Origin of the sequence: Aneurinibacillus uraniidurans, assembly GCF_028471905.1 — a bacterium.
In the GTDB taxonomy this organism is placed as follows: domain Bacteria; phylum Bacillota; class Bacilli; order Aneurinibacillales; family Aneurinibacillaceae; genus Aneurinibacillus; species Aneurinibacillus uraniidurans.
Window position 1 is genome coordinate 2,836,539 of the sequence record NZ_CP116902.1, and the last position, 15,416, is coordinate 2,851,954.

The window sequence follows — 15,416 nt, forward strand, 5'->3', positions numbered from 1 at the left end:
AATCAACCGCTTACATCTGTTATTTCTTGATTTTTCTCACTTTTTTATTCATGTTAACTATCCTCTCCTAACCTAGATTAGAAGCCTAAAAATTCTTCATGAAAGTTAAAAAAAACAATAGCCAGCACGAAATGATTTTCAGTATAATGGGGTGAATATAAAACTTTATTAAAGATATCGTAAAGAAAGGGTTAAGAGGTGTCTTACATGCGGCGTGCGATTCTTGTCGTATTGTTTTTGTTACTAGGGGCAGTTGTTTGGCAAATTTCCACGGTTGAACACTGGATTATTTTCAACTGGATCTTTCTTGCTCTGCTTCTTCTGGATTTTCGTAAAGATCAAAAAGACATTGATCTCCTTACCTTCCTCCCTAAAGGAGTTGCGTTGCTGTTCTGTTTGTATTACGTGTATCAGCACGCACCTAAACTGTGGTACTACCTTGCTAGCTGGGAAACATCAAACGTTAAACACCTTTTCAACTGGAACGATACATTCCGGAAAATTCCGTTTAATAACGGGGCGATTTTCCGCCTGTACCAGCCTGAATGGTTTACGATTTTCATGCGCTGGGTATATGGCTATGGTTTTTCACTTGCACTTTGGGTAGCGGTCATCCGAAGCTTAATGACACGAGATTTGGCTAAAATGCTTCGCTATGTACTGTCTAGTCATACCCTGCAGTTACCGATCATCGTGCCATTTTATACGCTCGTCATGTTACAAGAAGTATGGTATGTACTCGGTGACCCGGATGGTATGGCACGCGGCTTCACACATAACCAAGCACTGCTCTGGGTTATGAACTGCTTCCCAAGCATGCACACATCTGTTTCTTTCGCGATTCTTCTGTTGGCACTCCGCGAGAAGGGCAGCATCTTCCGCTGGGTGATGGCAACCTACTGCGGCCTGGTTATTTTCTCTACGCTTTATCTGGAGATTCACTGGGTGCTTGATGTACTTGCCGGCATGGTGCTTGGGTACTCCACTGTTAAACTGACCGACTTCCTGTACGCTTTTGCAGCACGTCGAATGGAAGCTCGGAAAAAGAATGCGGAACTACTTCCGATTCCAACCGCCGCTTCTACACAGGATACATCGAATCTATAGTTTCTCTCATTCAAAAAGACTTTTCGCTCAAAGCGAAAAGTCTTTTATTTCTTCCTCACGATAAACCCATATACATCCGCTGGATACTCTTCAATCTCACATGTCAGCCTTCCTGCCTTACTAATCTCCAACTCACCATTACGGTTGCAGCACCGCTGCAGTAGCTCATATGACGCCTCTGCTTCTCGTTCTCCCTGATTGGCAATCCATAATTCGCCTCCACTCTCCGTCAATGCAAGCGCCCGATCATATATATCCTGTGGGCGGTATGCACCAAGAGACAACCCCCATAACAAAAGTGGCTCCGCAAATACAAACGGAAACAATAATGTCACTGTTCGAGCAGATGGCAGCTTCGCTTCGAGCACATCGCCTACCATATACGTACTTTCTGTCCGCGTCGCATGATACATCGCGTGATCATACCGACTATACCCATCTCGATATACCCGATAACCGTCCAGCTCAATACCAGAAAGTGCCGCAGATGCATCATCGCCTGCCACCTGCACTGCCCGAAAGGCATATGCATAGTCAAAATTTTTACTTCCAATATCTAGCCACGAACCCGACTGATGAACCCCTCCCGTCTGGCATCTAAATTGATCCAACCAATCTAGCACAAGTACATTACGTCGAAATAACGCCTCATCCATCTCCCGCGTCCATGCTTGTACCTCTGGATACGTCATACATAGCTGATCAAACCGGCGACGTGCTTCTCCTGTATAAGAGACATGCACTCCCGGATGCACAATCCGATAGCCTGAACGGCTCCAGCGTATACGTGAGCGCAGCGTAAAAAACAGCGGATTTAACAACCGATACAAAAACATTTCCTCACCTTCCTCCTCTAGGCCCATCTCCACAAAAAAACCGGAGGCGATATACGCGCTCCGGTTGCCTGCTTTCTATTATACAATTATTGTCCAACTATGGAAGGTTCCATCGGTGCAAGCTTTGCCACTAATTCCTGAATATCTTCCTCACCTACATTAAACTCTTTTAACGATGCGACAAGATGATTCACAATCGCCATAAAATGCTCATGTTGAATGTTCATACCTTTATGTGCCTTCTCCATACTTTGGCCACTGTATTGATTCGGGCCACCCGTTGCGAACGAGATAAATAACGCCTGATGTCGGCGCTGCTTCTCCATATCTGTGTTATCAAAAAAATGAGAGACAGTCTCATCAGCTAACACACGTTTATAAAAAACATCCACAACCTGCTGAATGACTTCCTGTCCACCGAGTCTTTCATATAAAGATGCCATCTATGATCGCTCCTTTTCACCGTTTACTATAGTGTTTACCTTTGTAGTGTACCCATAGAACCACATTTATACAGTGATATTTATCACACTATCGTAGCTTACGACTTCTGTCCAAACAAATGGCGCAAATTTTCCGCATACGGCGCACGGACAATCCCTTTTTCCGTAATAATCGCCGTCACATATTCATTCGGCGTTACATCGAACGCTGGATTATACACATTAATATCAGCTGGAGCGACCTGACGTCCAAGGCCGCGAATGATTTCATCTGCCTCACGCTCTTCAATCGGGATTTGCTCCCCAGTTGGGGTACCAAGATCAATAGAAGAGAGAGGGGCCGCCACATAAAATGGAATGTTATGTGCCTTTGCCAGCACAGCAAGCCCATATGTGCCGATTTTATTCGCTACATCACCATTTGCTGCCACACGGTCTGTACCGACAATAACTGCTTGCACCCAGCCGTTCCCCATGACTTTTGCCGCCATATTATCACAAATAAGCGTGACATCAATGCCAGCCTGCTGAAGCTCATACGCAGTAAGGCGTGCTCCCTGCAATACAGGACGTGTCTCATCCGCGAACACTTTAATCTTCCAGCCTTTTTCATGTGCGAGGTACATCGGTGCTGTTGCTGTGCCATATTTTGCTGTCGCAAGCCCACCCGCATTACAGTGGGTCAGCACCCCCATACCATCTTCGAACAACGTAAGTGCATGTTCTCCGATCGAGCGACACACCTCTTCATCTTCTTTTTGGATACGTCTTGCTTCCGCAAGCAGCGTCTCTTTCATCTGCTCCGGTGTTTGCCCTTCTGCCTGCGCCTGTTTGGCAGCCGCTGTCATACGGTCAAGTGCCCAGAACAAATTAACAGCGGTTGGGCGAGACGTAGCAAGATACGCCGCCTGCTTTTTCACCTCTTCAAGTAATGCCTCTGCTGTTTCTGCTTCACTCTCACGCACCGCGACGTATACGCCATAGGCTGCAGTAATCCCAATCGCTGGTGCACCGCGCACGTTTAGACGTTCAATCGCATCCCACACCTGCTTGACACTTGTAAGTGTCATGTAATCTGTTGTTTCTGGAAGTTTCGTCTGATCAAGCAGCACAAGCTCCCCATTCTCCCATTTAACCGACTGAAGCGGTTCGTATGTTTTGGTCATCGTAACTCCCCCTTCTTGTTTGCAAGTCTCTTTCTGCCTCTTCCTATCTGTACCTTTTTTCAGCAAAAGTGTATAGAATATGGAATAAAACTGACAAAAATGGGTAAACTACTATCAAGTACACTAGATGCAAATTACACCTAGATGAATTTCGTTTGTAGTCACCGTGCAGGTTTGTACTCAAATTGAGTATACGTTGATCTAAACTAGACTGCAAGAAAGGAGGAGAACCCATGACTTTAACAGAATGGAACGAATGGATTTTCCCAAGTGTATATGAAATTACACGCATCCTTGCAGAACACGCATAAAATATCACCCACAAAAAAGGCTCTCTCGCACATAACGAGAGAGCCTTTTTTTGTGGGTGTGTAGGCTATTCCATTTTCATAACCATCGCTTCACCTTCTACTACAACTTTGCCACTGCCATTGAGAACGTTCGTCTGAAGTTTAATCAACTTTTTATCATCGCGTTTCTCTACTACTTCCGCAACTACCGTAATCGTATCTCCAATTTTAACTGGTGCTTTAAACTTTAAGTTTTGCGACAAATAAATCGTATTTGTCCCTGGCAGTTGTGTCCCTAGTATCGTAGAGATATAACTCGCTGTCAGCATACCGTGCGCAATCCGTCCTTTGAAAAACGTTGTCTTTGCAAACTCATCATTCAGATGAATCGGATTTACATCTCCCGTCAGTTCAGCAAATGCCACGATATCTTGATCTTCAATTTTCCGTACAAACTCTGCTTTATCTCCTACATGAATGTCTGCATATAACTTCTCCACTACGTTTTTCGACTTTTCGTATATATTCATGTTCTCTCTCCTTGTTCCTATTTCTTAGACAAAATTCGACAAAGTGGCACGGAAAATCCCCCTGACTCTCAGGGGGAACTAGTTGTTACTTAAACATGTTTATTGTATTGTTTTTATTCGCTTCAAAAGACTCGATCAGGCCTTTTTGTGTTGATTTTACCTGGTTTAGAAAATTGTCCATCAGATTCTGAACTTCTTCTCGTGTGCGTTGCTGTTGTTCAATCAAGCTTTTCACAGACAATTCAACTTGTTCTTGAGATTTGTTAATCACATTGATGCTTGCTTTGCCTGGTGTCCATGTAAGTTGCTGAATACGTGCAGAGATTTCATCAAGACGTCCCAGCCAATCTTGAACGATCTGCCCTGCTTGCTCGCCCCCTACATTTTTTATGTTGCTCTGATAAGTAACTCGCGCTTCTTCCAGGAATTTTTTCAACTCCTGCTCAGTTTTTTCGATATTTTCTGCCGTCTTTGTCCATAGATCTTTTTGACGATCCAGCGTTTGCAGTGTAATATTCTCAATCTCACGCTGATATGCATAGATTGTCTTTACACTATTCATCCAACCATCCCACACCGCATCTACAATATTAGGGTTCTGTTGCACTGTCTCTTTCACGATAACCGACTCCTTCTCCGCTTTTTTGTTCACTGCCATCAGATTAAATCCTCCTTACTAAAATAAGTGAGTACTAACATGTATATGGTAACTGCAGCAAAGCTGCGGACCCGCGTATGGCGACTTACTTCTCTTCTTTCGACTGGTCTGGTTTCGATGGCATAAAGAACCCGGCATACATGTTGAAAAAACGATCCAGCATGAGCTGGTACTGCTCAAGTGATGATGCCCAGGTGTTCAAGTATTGTTCTCCAGCATCCGTCAGGGAATAAATTCGCTTAGCAGGCCCTCCGGTGGAAGTATCCCATTCTGACTTCACCATATTCTCTTTCTCCAACTGCCGAAGCGTCCGATATACGTTACCCTGATCAATAGAAGGGAAGCCAAACTTAATGAGTTGTTGAATCAATTCATAGCCATGCACATTCCAACCACGCAGACTAAGAAGAAGAAACGGAACCATCAAATTCTTCGGTGCACCGGTAATAGTTTTTTCTTCCTTGGCTGATCGATCAGGCTGAGCATTCTCTTCATGAGCTGACATGTGTATCACCTTCAAATCTGTAAATATCTCTTATGTGTAATTTACACCTATGGAGTGATTTTGTCAAACATTTCTAAGGAAAAATTATCTTTATTACTTTAGTCCTGTGTGTGACAAAAATGTAAAAATATATCGTAATTTATCGAATATTTTCATTTGAGTTGTCTTCCACCATTATCTATACTTTATATGAAAATGTTTTTTATACATATTTTCCCCTATCCCTCATACAGATAATAGGGTGAACCAATTCAGGAAAGGAGATGAAGAAGTGACCAACAAAATGCCGTTTGACCCGTTTGCCATGTGGAAAGACATGTACGACAAAACTGAATCGCATTGGAGTAAAGTTGTTGACGAGTCGATGCGCAAGGAAGATTTCTCCGAATGGATGGGGCAATTCCTTACTATGTATTTGCAGTACCAGAACATGATCAAGCAATCAACTGAGAATTATCTGGAACAGGCAAACATGCCATCACGCGCCGATATTTCTAATCTCGCTTCCCTTATTGTTAATCTGGAAGCAAAAGTCGATGACTTAGAAGAAATGATCGAGGAAGACCTTTCTCACCAGATTAACAACTTGAATGTAACCCGTGAAGTAAACCGTTTGAAAACTGATGTTAAAAACCTCGATAAAAAACTTGATGCGGTCATTGACCTGCTTAAGGAACACATGACCCGCGAACCTATCTCTCCGGAAGCAACAGAAGCTGCAATCGCAAAAGAAGCGGCAACAGCCGAAATTGCAGTTGCAAAAGAAGTAGTGCAGGAAGAAAAGTAGCGTAAGCATACAATTCATCTAAGGGGTGTTAATAAGTTATGGTGAAAATAGACGGTAAAGTAGCGATTGTAACAGGGGGATCCCGCGGTATCGGAAGCGCGATTGCAAAGGAGTTGGCGGCACACGGGGTAAAAGTGGTCATCAACTACAATAGCAGCAGCGTGGCAGCCGAAGCGGTTGTTAAAGAAATCGAGCAAGCGGGCGGTACTGCATTTGCTTCGCAGGCAGATGTAGCCGATCCGGCTCAGGCACGCGTACTTGTCGAAGAAACCATCAACAAATTCGGCCAGCTCGATATTCTGGTAAACAATGCGGGCATTACTCGGGACCGCACTTTCCGAAAGATCACCGAGGAAGATTGGAATAGCGTAATTGATACCAATCTGAGCAGCGTCTACAATACGACGGCTGCTGGACTTGAACACATTCAGAAATCAGATGCAGGACGCATTATTAATATCTCTTCTATTATTGGTCAGGCGGGTGGCTTTGGACAGACGAACTATGCCGCAGCAAAAGCTGGTATGATCGGCTTCACCAAATCTCTGGCATTAGAACTCGCACGCGGTACAACAACGGTAAACGCAATCTGCCCAGGATTCATTGATACCGAAATGGTACAGGCTATTCCGGATAACGTACGAGAACAAATCGTGGCCAAAATTCCGAAGCGTCGTTTTGGTACGCCAGAAGAAATCGCACGTGGTGTTCTCTTCCTCTGCCGTGATGGCGAATACATTACCGGACAGCAGTTGAACATTAATGGCGGCATGTACATGTAGTAAAATATTTTGGTTTATTTTTAATATTCTGGTATAGTTATAGAGAGAACTTATTTCCAGAGGTTGGAGGGAGTACCTAATGTCAACTCCAGTGTTGAAAGATTGGGAAGAGATCCTTAATTCTATGCCCGAGGAAGCAAAGCGTACATATCGCCGCTTCCAGCGTGCAACAGAAGTGCTGACAACCGAAGCAGAGCCACAGGTCGGTCTTACGCCAAAAGAAGTCATTTGGACCAAGAACAAAACAAAGCTGTATCGGTATATGCCAGCAGCGCCAAAACAGCACCGAATTCCGCTGTTAATGGTATACGCTCTAATTAACAAGCCTTACATCCTGGACTTATCCCCTGGCAATAGCCTCATTGAATACTTAGTAAACCAGGGATTTGATGTGTATCTGCTTGACTGGGGTACACCGTCTCTAGAAGATCGGAACATGAAGCTGGATGACTACATCATGGATTACATTCCGCGTGCTGTGCGCAAGGTGTTAAAAACATCCGGTGCCGATGAAATCTCGCTGCTTGGCTATTGCATGGGTGGAACGATGACATCCATCTTTGCTGCCCTGCATCCACAGCTGCCCATTCGCAACATTATTTTTATGACCAGTCCGTTTGATTTTGCGGATGCTGGTCTATTCACAAACTGGCTCGATGAGAAATACTTCAACCTTGATAAAATGGTTGATACGCTGGGCGTCATTCCACCGGAAATGATTGACTTCGGTAACAAAATGCTGAAGCCAATCGTAAATTTCTACGGTCCATACGTCAGCCTCGTCGATCGGGCGGAAAATGAGAGTTTCGTGAATGGCTGGAAGCTGATGCAGAAATGGGTAAATGACGGCATTCCGTTCCCGGGTGAAGCATTCCGCCAGTGGATTCGTGAATTCTATCAGCACAACAAGCTGCTGAAAGGTGAATTAATTGTCCGCGGACGTCCGGTTGACCTGAGCAATATTAAAGCAAATGTGCTTAATATTGCAGCAGAGCGCGACCACATTGCGATCCCGCATCAAGTAAAGGCACTAATGAATGTGATTTCCAGTGAAGATAAAACATATACTGAGATGCCAACAGGCCACGTATCTGTCTGCTTCGGACGTCAGGCAATCAACAAGACGTATCCGACTGTGGGCAACTGGCTAGCTGAGCGCTCACAATAAGAAAAAGAAAGGAGCTGTTTCAATCGTCTATACGACTGAAACAGCTCCTTTTCTATACTACTAGAAGAAATCATGCTCGGCTTCTGGTTCAGCCGGGTCAATCCACAGGCTCTCTACATTGTTAACCGCATCTTCTACCAGCTTCTCGACATCAAGCGGTACTTCACAGCGTTCCGCTACATCTACCTTTGGCTTTGTTACAGGTGATTTCGGTACGAACACCGTACAGCAGTCTTCAAATGGAAGAATTGATGTCTCATACGTACCAATCTTATGGGAAATTTCGATAATCTCTTCCTTATCCATCGCCACAAGAGGTCGAATAACTGGTGTGTCAATTACATGGTTAATTGTGTACATACTCTCCATCGTTTGCGATGCCACCTGCCCAAGGCTTTCGCCTGTTGCAATCGCAAGTGCGCCATTTTTCTCAGCAAGCTTCTCGGCAATGCGCATCATAAAGCGGCGCATAATCGTAATCGTATAATGTTCCGGGCAATGCTTGCGAATCTCCGTTTGGATCTCTGTGAACGGCACAATATGGAGCTTCATGCCACCGCTGTATTTAGATAGAATACGTGCCAGATCAATGACTTTCTGTTTCGCACGCTCCGATGTGAATGGGTAGCTGTGAAAATGTACTCCCTCAATCCGCACACCCCGACGCATCGTCTTCCAGCCCGCAACCGGACTGTCAATTCCTCCGGATAGCATTAACATCGCTTTACCGCCGCTGCCTGTTGGCAGTCCACCTGATCCCTTAATAGTACGGCAGGAAATAAAGGTACCGTCCGTACGAATCTCGACAATCAGCTCGACATCCGGGTTATGTACATCCACTTTCAAGTCTGGCATATTCCGGAGTACATAACCACCTACATGGCGATTCATCTCTTGTGAACGATGTGGGAACTGCTTATTCGGACGCTTCGTAATTACTTTAAATGTACGCGGAGCCGGATCAGCATCAAGCATTACATCAAGCGCTGCTTGTTGAATAGCTTCTAGCGCAAAATCTTCAACAAATCGGACCGGACTAAACGAGTGAATCCCAAAAATATTTTGCAGACGTTCGGCCACTTTTTCATACGGCTCACCATGCAAGGATAAATATAATCGGCCAAATGTACGCTCCACCTGTACATTTGGAAATGAGCCTTTCAAGTTTTTTCGAATATTGCGGACAAGCTGTGTTTCGAACTCTCCACGATTGCGCTTTTTCAACGCCAACTCACCATAACGGATTAAAATATGTTCATATTGCATCTTTATACCCTCATAATTTTCGCTAAATTTGGTACGACATCTTCGACTATTTTTAGAAAATAGTCGACTTCTGCTTCCGTATTATCTGCACAGAAGCTAACGCGAAGCGCACTCTTCGCACGTTCTTCTTCAATCCCTGCCGCAATCAAGACACGAGAGGGCTTATTCTGCTTCGACGAGCAAGCCGAGCGTGTTGACACATATATCTCATGCTTCTCAAGCGCATGCAGCACGACTTCTGCCTTTACACCCGGAAACGAAAAATTCACAATGTGCGGTGCTGCACATGTGTCATCACGCCCTGGACCATTCACCGTACAGTACGTAAGCGGCGTCAACCCATCAATCAAGCGCTGGCGCAGCTTTCTCATATGATTGGCGTGAGCGTCTATTTTATCGTGCTGCATACGCATCGCTTTCGCCATCGCTACAATCCCCGGCACATTTTCTGTACCGGAGCGGACTCCACCTTCCTGACCGCCTCCGATCACAAGTGGTGACAACGTAAGCCCACGTCGAATATACAATAGCCCACAGCCACGTAACCCATGAAACTTATGCGCGGATAATGACAACAAATCTATGCCCCATTGTCCCGGCTTAAGCGCTAGCTTACCGAAGCTCTGGACCGCATCCACATGAAAGATCACTTTTGGATAATCCGCCAGCAGCTTGCCAATCTCCTCAATGGGTTGTACAGTTCCAAGCTCACTGTTTACATGCATAATGGATACGAGAATCGTATCGTCACGCAGCGCTCGCTTTATATCCTCGACATGCACACGCCCCTTACCATCTATCGGCACATACGTAATACTGTATCCCATCTCTTCAAGCTGTCGACATGCTTCATACACAGACGCATGCTCAACTTGACTTGTAATAATATGCTTGCCACGCCCACGATACTGCCAGGCAATGCCCTTAAGCGCTGTATTATTACTCTCGGTACCTCCCGATGTAAAAACAATTTCACCTGGCTGTACACTTAGACAGTCGGCTGCTACTTTGCGAGCCTGCTCTAACAACTGAGCTGCCTTCCCGCCAAGATCATGCAAAGAGGACGGATTGCCAAAAAAACCGCTCGCCACATCAGCAAACGTACGAACGACATCCGGATGCGGCTTCGTTGTGGCACTGTTATCAAAATAAATCATTGCTTCTCCTTCTTTATGGCCAGCTTTTCTTACCTTAGTATAGCCGGAGTGTTTCAGAAAAAATTTCACCCTTTATCATACCATAATTTCTCGCTATAGGAAGTCACAAAGCAAATTCGACTCGATTGTATAATTGAAAAAAATTCCGCCATAATTGAAAACGATTACATCGTAAATTACTATTTACAATACAAAGTGCAACTGTTATTATAATTTTCAATCAATTATAAACATACATGTAGCTATGCCGCAAATTGAGCGGCTGCTCGCTATACTTATTTTTGTCAGAATATTATAACAAAAGGAGAGAGTACAAATGACAGTGATGGTGGAAGTAAAAAAACTGAAACAAATGGAAGAGGAAATCGCTCGCTTGCAACGAGAGTTACATGCGATGCAAGCCGCTCCGGCAAACGGATTTGAACCGCTCGAATCTGATCAATTTTTGACAGAAGCATACAATAAATTTCTTCGCTAGTATGAGGAATAGGCGACACCCTTACTCAAGGATGTCGCCTGTTTTTGCTCTTTTTAGTAAAATGGCCTAAGCAAAAATGTCAGCACCACTGCAACAGCAGACAGCCCCATTGTCCACCGCCCCAGTCCCGCTGATCCCCGACGTACTGCCACATATCCGAGCACAAATGCCGAGATGCCAAGCACAAACGGCATCATTAGAAAAGCTAACAGCGCCAGAATCAACCCGAGTGTCCCCGGCAGAGTTCCACCTTCCCGCTGCGCTTCATTTGATTCCGTATGTGTCCTTGATTCGAATTCACGCTCTGATCCGTACAAACGTGGTGTTATCTCACCAGCAATTTCTTCCCGGTATGGATAACGAAAAGGAATAACGTTGTTACGTCGTTTTCGGTGCTTCGCCACCGGTTTATCCCTCATTTCAGCTCAGGATCATGTAGATCACGTTACAAGCCACTTTTCGGTCTAAACGTATGACAACATGTCCCGCTTGAGGTACTTGCGAGTTCCTTGCGATCGGTAGAAACCCCAATATCACCGAATTCTTCCGTATAATTCACTCGTGCGTTCTGATCAGTATCGACCATAATCGCACTAGCCGCACAGCTATTCCCTTGCTTCCAGAAGTCACAATTTGATACGCTGCATTTAACGCCCTGTGGCATGCGCAATCCCTCCTCTATAATACCCCCTGAAAAGATAAGACAAACACAAGTAAGCCCCATCTCCTCGTACATAGAGTGTGTCGCCGTCTAGCTCAGCATGCGCTCATGTTATTCCCAATCTGTTTAGCTCCTGTTCGCACAGGTGATGCCTATTCCAGCCAACAGTTTACTTCCTACTGCAAGCATCGCCTCATCAATTGTAAAGCGTGGATGATGGTGGCTGTATGCTGCTTCTTCATTGCGAATACCCAGGAAAAAATAAGCACCCGGAACTTGCTGTAAATAATAAGAGAAGTCCTCTCCTGCCATACTTGGCACTGCTGTGTCCACTTTATCCGCTCCCATCACCGCATGCCCAACCTGTTCGACAATCGCATTCATCTCCGGGTCATTAACGACAGACGGATCACCTTTTACATATTCAAACGATGCGGACGCTCCGAATGACGCACAGGCCCCGTTCATCACTCGTTCAATCAAACCTGGAATCTGCTCCTGAACATCCGGATGAAAGTAGCGAACTGTTCCCTGAATCATCGCGGTGTCCGGAATAATGTTATACGTATCGCCTGCGTGTATCTGCCCGACACTAATGACAGCCGGATAGAGCGGATTTAGCGAACGACTTACAACCGTCTGCAATTGTGTGACAAGATGTGCCGCGATCACGATCGGGTCCGTCGTCAGATGCGGCATCGAGCCATGCCCCCCAACTCCTTGAATACGAATCGTAAACGAATCGGATCCCGCCATAATCGGACCTGGACATGCCTCCATCCGACCGCTGTCTACATTTTGCCAGAGATGAAGCCCAAAAATCGCATCTACGTCTGCAAGTACTCCCGCTTCTACAAGCTCGCGTGCCCCACCTGGCACCACTTCTTCCGCATGTTGAAACACAAGCTTAATGCGACCCGCAAAATCACCTTCCAGTGCAACAAGCGCTTTGGCTGCTCCAAGTAAAATCGCCGTATGTCCATCATGGCCACACGCATGCATCACGCCTGGTGTCTGTGAAGCAAAGGGGAGTCCTGTCTCCTCCTCAATCGGAAGGGCGTCAATGTCCGCCCGCAATGCCACGGTTTTACCGGGGCGATTGCCATCAATGTAGGCAATCACATCTTTGCCCGTATATGTGCTTGTCGTAAGTCCCATGCTCTCAAGCTGCTCCCGGATATATACCACTGTTTTCGATTCCTGATGCGACAATTCCGGGTAGCGGTGAAGATAACGACGTACCTCTGTAATCCATTCTTTATGTTCATTTACTACTTTCTCAATCCGAGCCTGTACATCTTTTATTGTCTCTGTCATAAGAAAAACCTCCATCCATTTTCTTTAATAGTAGTGGATGGAGGCCGACTTGAAAAGCATATAGGGCACATCATTATGAATTTTTATAACACAAGACCACCGTCTACAGACAATACCGCTCCATTAATGTATGAGGAAAACGGGGAGGCGAGGAATGTATAGGCACGTGCGATATCTTCCGCTTCGCCTAAGCGTTTAACAGGCACTTTTTCACGCATCATTTCAAGAACTTTCTCTGGAACGGCATCCAGCATCGGTGTGCGAATAAAGCCAGGTGCGACAGCATTTACAGTAATGCCTTTATGTCCTAATTCTTTCGCCCATGTTTTGGTCAGTCCGATTACACCTGCCTTAGTCGCTGCGTAATTCGTTTGCCCGATGTTGCCGTATAACCCGACGACTGAAGAAGTACTGATGATGCGTCCGTAACCGTTTGCAAGCATAAGCGGAATCGCTGCCTGCGTGCATAAATATACACCAGTCAGATTAATGTTAATGACCTGATCCCATTTCTCTTTTGTTAGCTTATGCACCATTCCATCACGTGTAATGCCAGCATTGTTAATCAGCACATCAAGGCGTCCGGCCAGCTTCTGCACGTTCGCTGCCATTTGCTGCACCGACGTTTCATCTCCAACATTCACCTGGACAAAATCCGCTCTACCGCCTGCTTCTCGCAGCTCCGCTACTGCTTCTGTTCCCTGCGCTTCATTAATATCTGCTACAATGACATGTGCACCGCGCTCACACAGTATACGTGCCGCCTCAAGTCCAAGTCCGCTCGCTCCTCCTGTAATGACGGCTGCCTGGTTTTGGAATTCCATGCAGTTCCCTCCTCCTCCACTGTTCTTGTATAATGTATTCGCCCACCTATAAAATGTGACACCTACTGACAAAAATCCAGTAGTGAATATTTACACTTACCTGCAAAGGAGCTTAATGCATTATGAATACATGGCACGGAAAAATTATTGTAATTACAGGAGCTTCAAGCGGCATCGGCCAAATGACAGCTCTACTTGCAGCACAGCATGGGGCCATCCCGATATTACTCGCCCGTTCCGAAGATGCCCTTGCCTCATTAGCAAACCGCATCCAGTCTCTACAGCCGGATGTCTCATACTATGTTTGTGATGTGACCGATGAAAATCAGATTCAAGATGTAGTCGCCCGGATTATCGAGCGATATAAAAACGTTGATGTTTGGGTGAATAACGCTGGGTACGGGGTATTTGACAGCGTACTTACTGCGCAAATGGACGATATCGTCGGAATGGTGGATGTGAATTATCTCGGGGTTGTTCGCTGTACAAGAGCCATTTTGCCTCATATGAAGGCACGAGGGCAGGGAAACATCATTAATGTTGCTTCCGTCGCTGGAAAGCTGGCCACCCCGAATTCAAGTGCATATTCTGCCAGCAAATTCGCCGTCATCGGCTACACACACAGCGTTCGAGCAGAAGTAAAACCATTCGGTGTATACGTATCTGCAGTGAATCCTGGTCCAGTACGTACCCCATTTTTTGAGCGGGCGGATACAAGTGGTAATTACCGTCGGAATGTCGAAAAATTTATGATCGATCCAGAAACCGTTGCTAAAGGGATTTTAATGGCAGCTACCACCGGACAGGCAGAAGTTACTTTGCCCCGTTATATGCGAGTCGGCGTTGTGCTCCACCATGTATTTCCCCGTTTGTTTGAACGATTGCTCGGTCCGTTTTTGAATCGGAAATAATACACACGGACATACTACATGTACAGATACAGAAAGGAGTTGAATGGTATGGATCGTGTTGCTCTTATTTTGGTTATTATCGGGGCAGTGAACTGGCTGCTTGTTGGCCTGTTTCAATGGGATCTAGTGGCAGCTCTGTTCAATGGCGGAGGTTCCTTCCTGAGCCGTACTGTATATTTCCTCATTGGTCTAGCGGGTCTGTACTCCATCAGCCTGCTATTCCGCGAACGTAATACCGCTTCCTAGCCCATACGCCAAAGCGCCGGAACTCCGGCGCTTTTTTTCTCCCTTATTGCACGCCAGCTTCTTCTCCTGTAATAATCAAAAGACACACATTAACCGAGTGTGTCTTTTGACTGTTACTCTTTTATTCGTCCTTCGCTTCCTTTGGACGATTCAGCTATTTAGCACCTTTTCTCTTCTTCCTTCCGAGAATTTTCTTATACAGGGGAAATAAAACAATAGCACCTATAAGCAATACGGTCATTAACACCAAATATAAAATCGCTGATAAATTTAACATTTCACTC

Annotated in this window: 20 protein-coding genes; 7 read left to right on the forward strand and 13 right to left on the reverse strand. The window is 45.5% G+C overall.

The genetic code is table 11. The annotated features are described in order from the left end of the window. The first annotated feature begins 207 nt into the window (after positions 1-207). Complete coding sequence (locus PO771_RS14160) at positions 208-1,107, forward strand: phosphatase PAP2 family protein (RefSeq protein ID WP_272560338.1); 900 nt, start codon at positions 208-210, stop codon at positions 1,105-1,107. A gap of 44 nt (positions 1,108-1,151) precedes the next feature. Here the strand turns inward: PO771_RS14160 and PO771_RS14165 are convergent, their stop codons facing one another. The 6 genes from PO771_RS14165 to phaQ all read right to left on the reverse strand — a co-directional run bounded on the left by PO771_RS14165 (position 1,152) and on the right by phaQ (position 5,535). Further along, the gene (locus PO771_RS14165; RefSeq protein WP_272560339.1) at positions 1,152-1,943 is read right to left on the reverse strand and encodes a hypothetical protein; all 792 of its coding nucleotides are present in this window, start codon (positions 1,941-1,943) and stop codon (positions 1,152-1,154) included. An 86-nt stretch (positions 1,944-2,029) separates the two neighbouring features. Next, positions 2,030-2,386: a group I truncated hemoglobin gene (locus PO771_RS14170; RefSeq protein ID WP_272560340.1), complete on the reverse strand. Its 357-nt coding sequence runs from the start codon at positions 2,384-2,386 to the stop codon at positions 2,030-2,032. A 98-nt stretch (positions 2,387-2,484) separates the two neighbouring features. Next, the gene (mtnA, locus tag PO771_RS14175) at positions 2,485-3,552 is read right to left on the reverse strand and encodes an S-methyl-5-thioribose-1-phosphate isomerase (RefSeq protein WP_272560341.1); all 1,068 of its coding nucleotides are present in this window, start codon (positions 3,550-3,552) and stop codon (positions 2,485-2,487) included. 376 nt (positions 3,553-3,928) lie between these two features. Then, positions 3,929-4,372, reverse strand: coding sequence for a MaoC family dehydratase (locus PO771_RS14180; protein ID WP_272560342.1), 444 nt, complete (start codon positions 4,370-4,372; stop codon positions 3,929-3,931). A gap of 85 nt (positions 4,373-4,457) precedes the next feature. Further along, complete coding sequence (phaP, locus tag PO771_RS14185) at positions 4,458-5,030, reverse strand: polyhydroxyalkanoic acid inclusion protein PhaP (protein ID WP_272560343.1); 573 nt, start codon at positions 5,028-5,030, stop codon at positions 4,458-4,460. A gap of 85 nt (positions 5,031-5,115) precedes the next feature. Further along, the gene (gene phaQ / locus PO771_RS14190) at positions 5,116-5,535 is read right to left on the reverse strand and encodes a poly-beta-hydroxybutyrate-responsive repressor (RefSeq protein WP_272560344.1); all 420 of its coding nucleotides are present in this window, start codon (positions 5,533-5,535) and stop codon (positions 5,116-5,118) included. Positions 5,536-5,806: 271 nt separating this feature from the next. Between phaQ and phaR the strand changes: the two genes are divergently transcribed. The 3 genes from phaR to phaC all read left to right on the forward strand — a co-directional run bounded on the left by phaR (position 5,807) and on the right by phaC (position 8,272). Beyond that, positions 5,807-6,322 (forward strand): polyhydroxyalkanoic acid synthase subunit PhaR, encoded by a 516-nt coding sequence (gene phaR, locus PO771_RS14195; RefSeq protein ID WP_272560345.1) that lies wholly within the window; start codon positions 5,807-5,809, stop codon positions 6,320-6,322. Between the two features lie 38 nt (positions 6,323-6,360). After that, complete coding sequence (locus tag PO771_RS14200; protein ID WP_272560346.1) at positions 6,361-7,104, forward strand: 3-oxoacyl-ACP reductase; 744 nt, start codon at positions 6,361-6,363, stop codon at positions 7,102-7,104. A gap of 79 nt (positions 7,105-7,183) precedes the next feature. Next, positions 7,184-8,272: a class III poly(R)-hydroxyalkanoic acid synthase subunit PhaC gene (phaC, locus tag PO771_RS14205; protein WP_272560347.1), complete on the forward strand. Its 1,089-nt coding sequence runs from the start codon at positions 7,184-7,186 to the stop codon at positions 8,270-8,272. A 60-nt stretch (positions 8,273-8,332) separates the two neighbouring features. Here the strand turns inward: phaC and thiI are convergent, their stop codons facing one another. Then, positions 8,333-9,538, reverse strand: a complete 1,206-nt coding sequence (gene thiI / locus PO771_RS14210) for a tRNA uracil 4-sulfurtransferase ThiI (protein ID WP_272560348.1) — start codon at positions 9,536-9,538, stop codon at positions 8,333-8,335. A 2-nt stretch (positions 9,539-9,540) separates the two neighbouring features. Next, positions 9,541-10,695: a cysteine desulfurase family protein gene (locus PO771_RS14215; protein ID WP_272560349.1), complete on the reverse strand. Its 1,155-nt coding sequence runs from the start codon at positions 10,693-10,695 to the stop codon at positions 9,541-9,543. Between the two features lie 316 nt (positions 10,696-11,011). Here PO771_RS14215 and PO771_RS14220 point away from each other — a divergent pair, with 316 nt between their 5' ends. Further along, on the forward strand, positions 11,012-11,173 hold the full coding sequence (locus tag PO771_RS14220) for a hypothetical protein (RefSeq protein ID WP_272560350.1): 162 nt from the start codon (positions 11,012-11,014) through the stop codon (positions 11,171-11,173). A gap of 53 nt (positions 11,174-11,226) precedes the next feature. On the opposite strand, the gene PO771_RS14225 is transcribed toward PO771_RS14220, so the two are convergent. The 4 genes from PO771_RS14225 to fabG form a co-directional block, all read right to left on the reverse strand. Then, positions 11,227-11,577 (reverse strand): hypothetical protein, encoded by a 351-nt coding sequence (locus PO771_RS14225; RefSeq protein WP_272560351.1) that lies wholly within the window; start codon positions 11,575-11,577, stop codon positions 11,227-11,229. A 41-nt stretch (positions 11,578-11,618) separates the two neighbouring features. Then, positions 11,619-11,837: a DUF1540 domain-containing protein gene (locus PO771_RS14230; RefSeq protein ID WP_272560352.1), complete on the reverse strand. Its 219-nt coding sequence runs from the start codon at positions 11,835-11,837 to the stop codon at positions 11,619-11,621. A gap of 123 nt (positions 11,838-11,960) precedes the next feature. After that, positions 11,961-13,151, reverse strand: coding sequence for a M20 metallopeptidase family protein (locus PO771_RS14235; RefSeq protein WP_272560353.1), 1,191 nt, complete (start codon positions 13,149-13,151; stop codon positions 11,961-11,963). A gap of 83 nt (positions 13,152-13,234) precedes the next feature. Then, complete coding sequence (gene fabG / locus PO771_RS14240) at positions 13,235-13,975, reverse strand: 3-oxoacyl-ACP reductase FabG (RefSeq protein WP_272560354.1); 741 nt, start codon at positions 13,973-13,975, stop codon at positions 13,235-13,237. Positions 13,976-14,097: 122 nt separating this feature from the next. On the opposite strand from fabG, the gene PO771_RS14245 reads away from it, so the two are divergent. Beyond that, entirely contained in the window at positions 14,098-14,886 is a 789-nt protein-coding gene (locus PO771_RS14245; protein ID WP_272560355.1) for an SDR family NAD(P)-dependent oxidoreductase, read from the forward strand. Between the two features lie 48 nt (positions 14,887-14,934). Beyond that, on the forward strand, positions 14,935-15,132 hold the full coding sequence (locus PO771_RS14250; RefSeq protein WP_422664954.1) for a DUF378 domain-containing protein: 198 nt from the start codon (positions 14,935-14,937) through the stop codon (positions 15,130-15,132). 154 nt (positions 15,133-15,286) lie between these two features. On the opposite strand, the gene PO771_RS14255 is transcribed toward PO771_RS14250, so the two are convergent. Further along, positions 15,287-15,409, reverse strand: a complete 123-nt coding sequence (locus PO771_RS14255; RefSeq protein WP_272560356.1) for a hypothetical protein — start codon at positions 15,407-15,409, stop codon at positions 15,287-15,289. Positions 15,410-15,416: the final 7 nt, after the last annotated feature.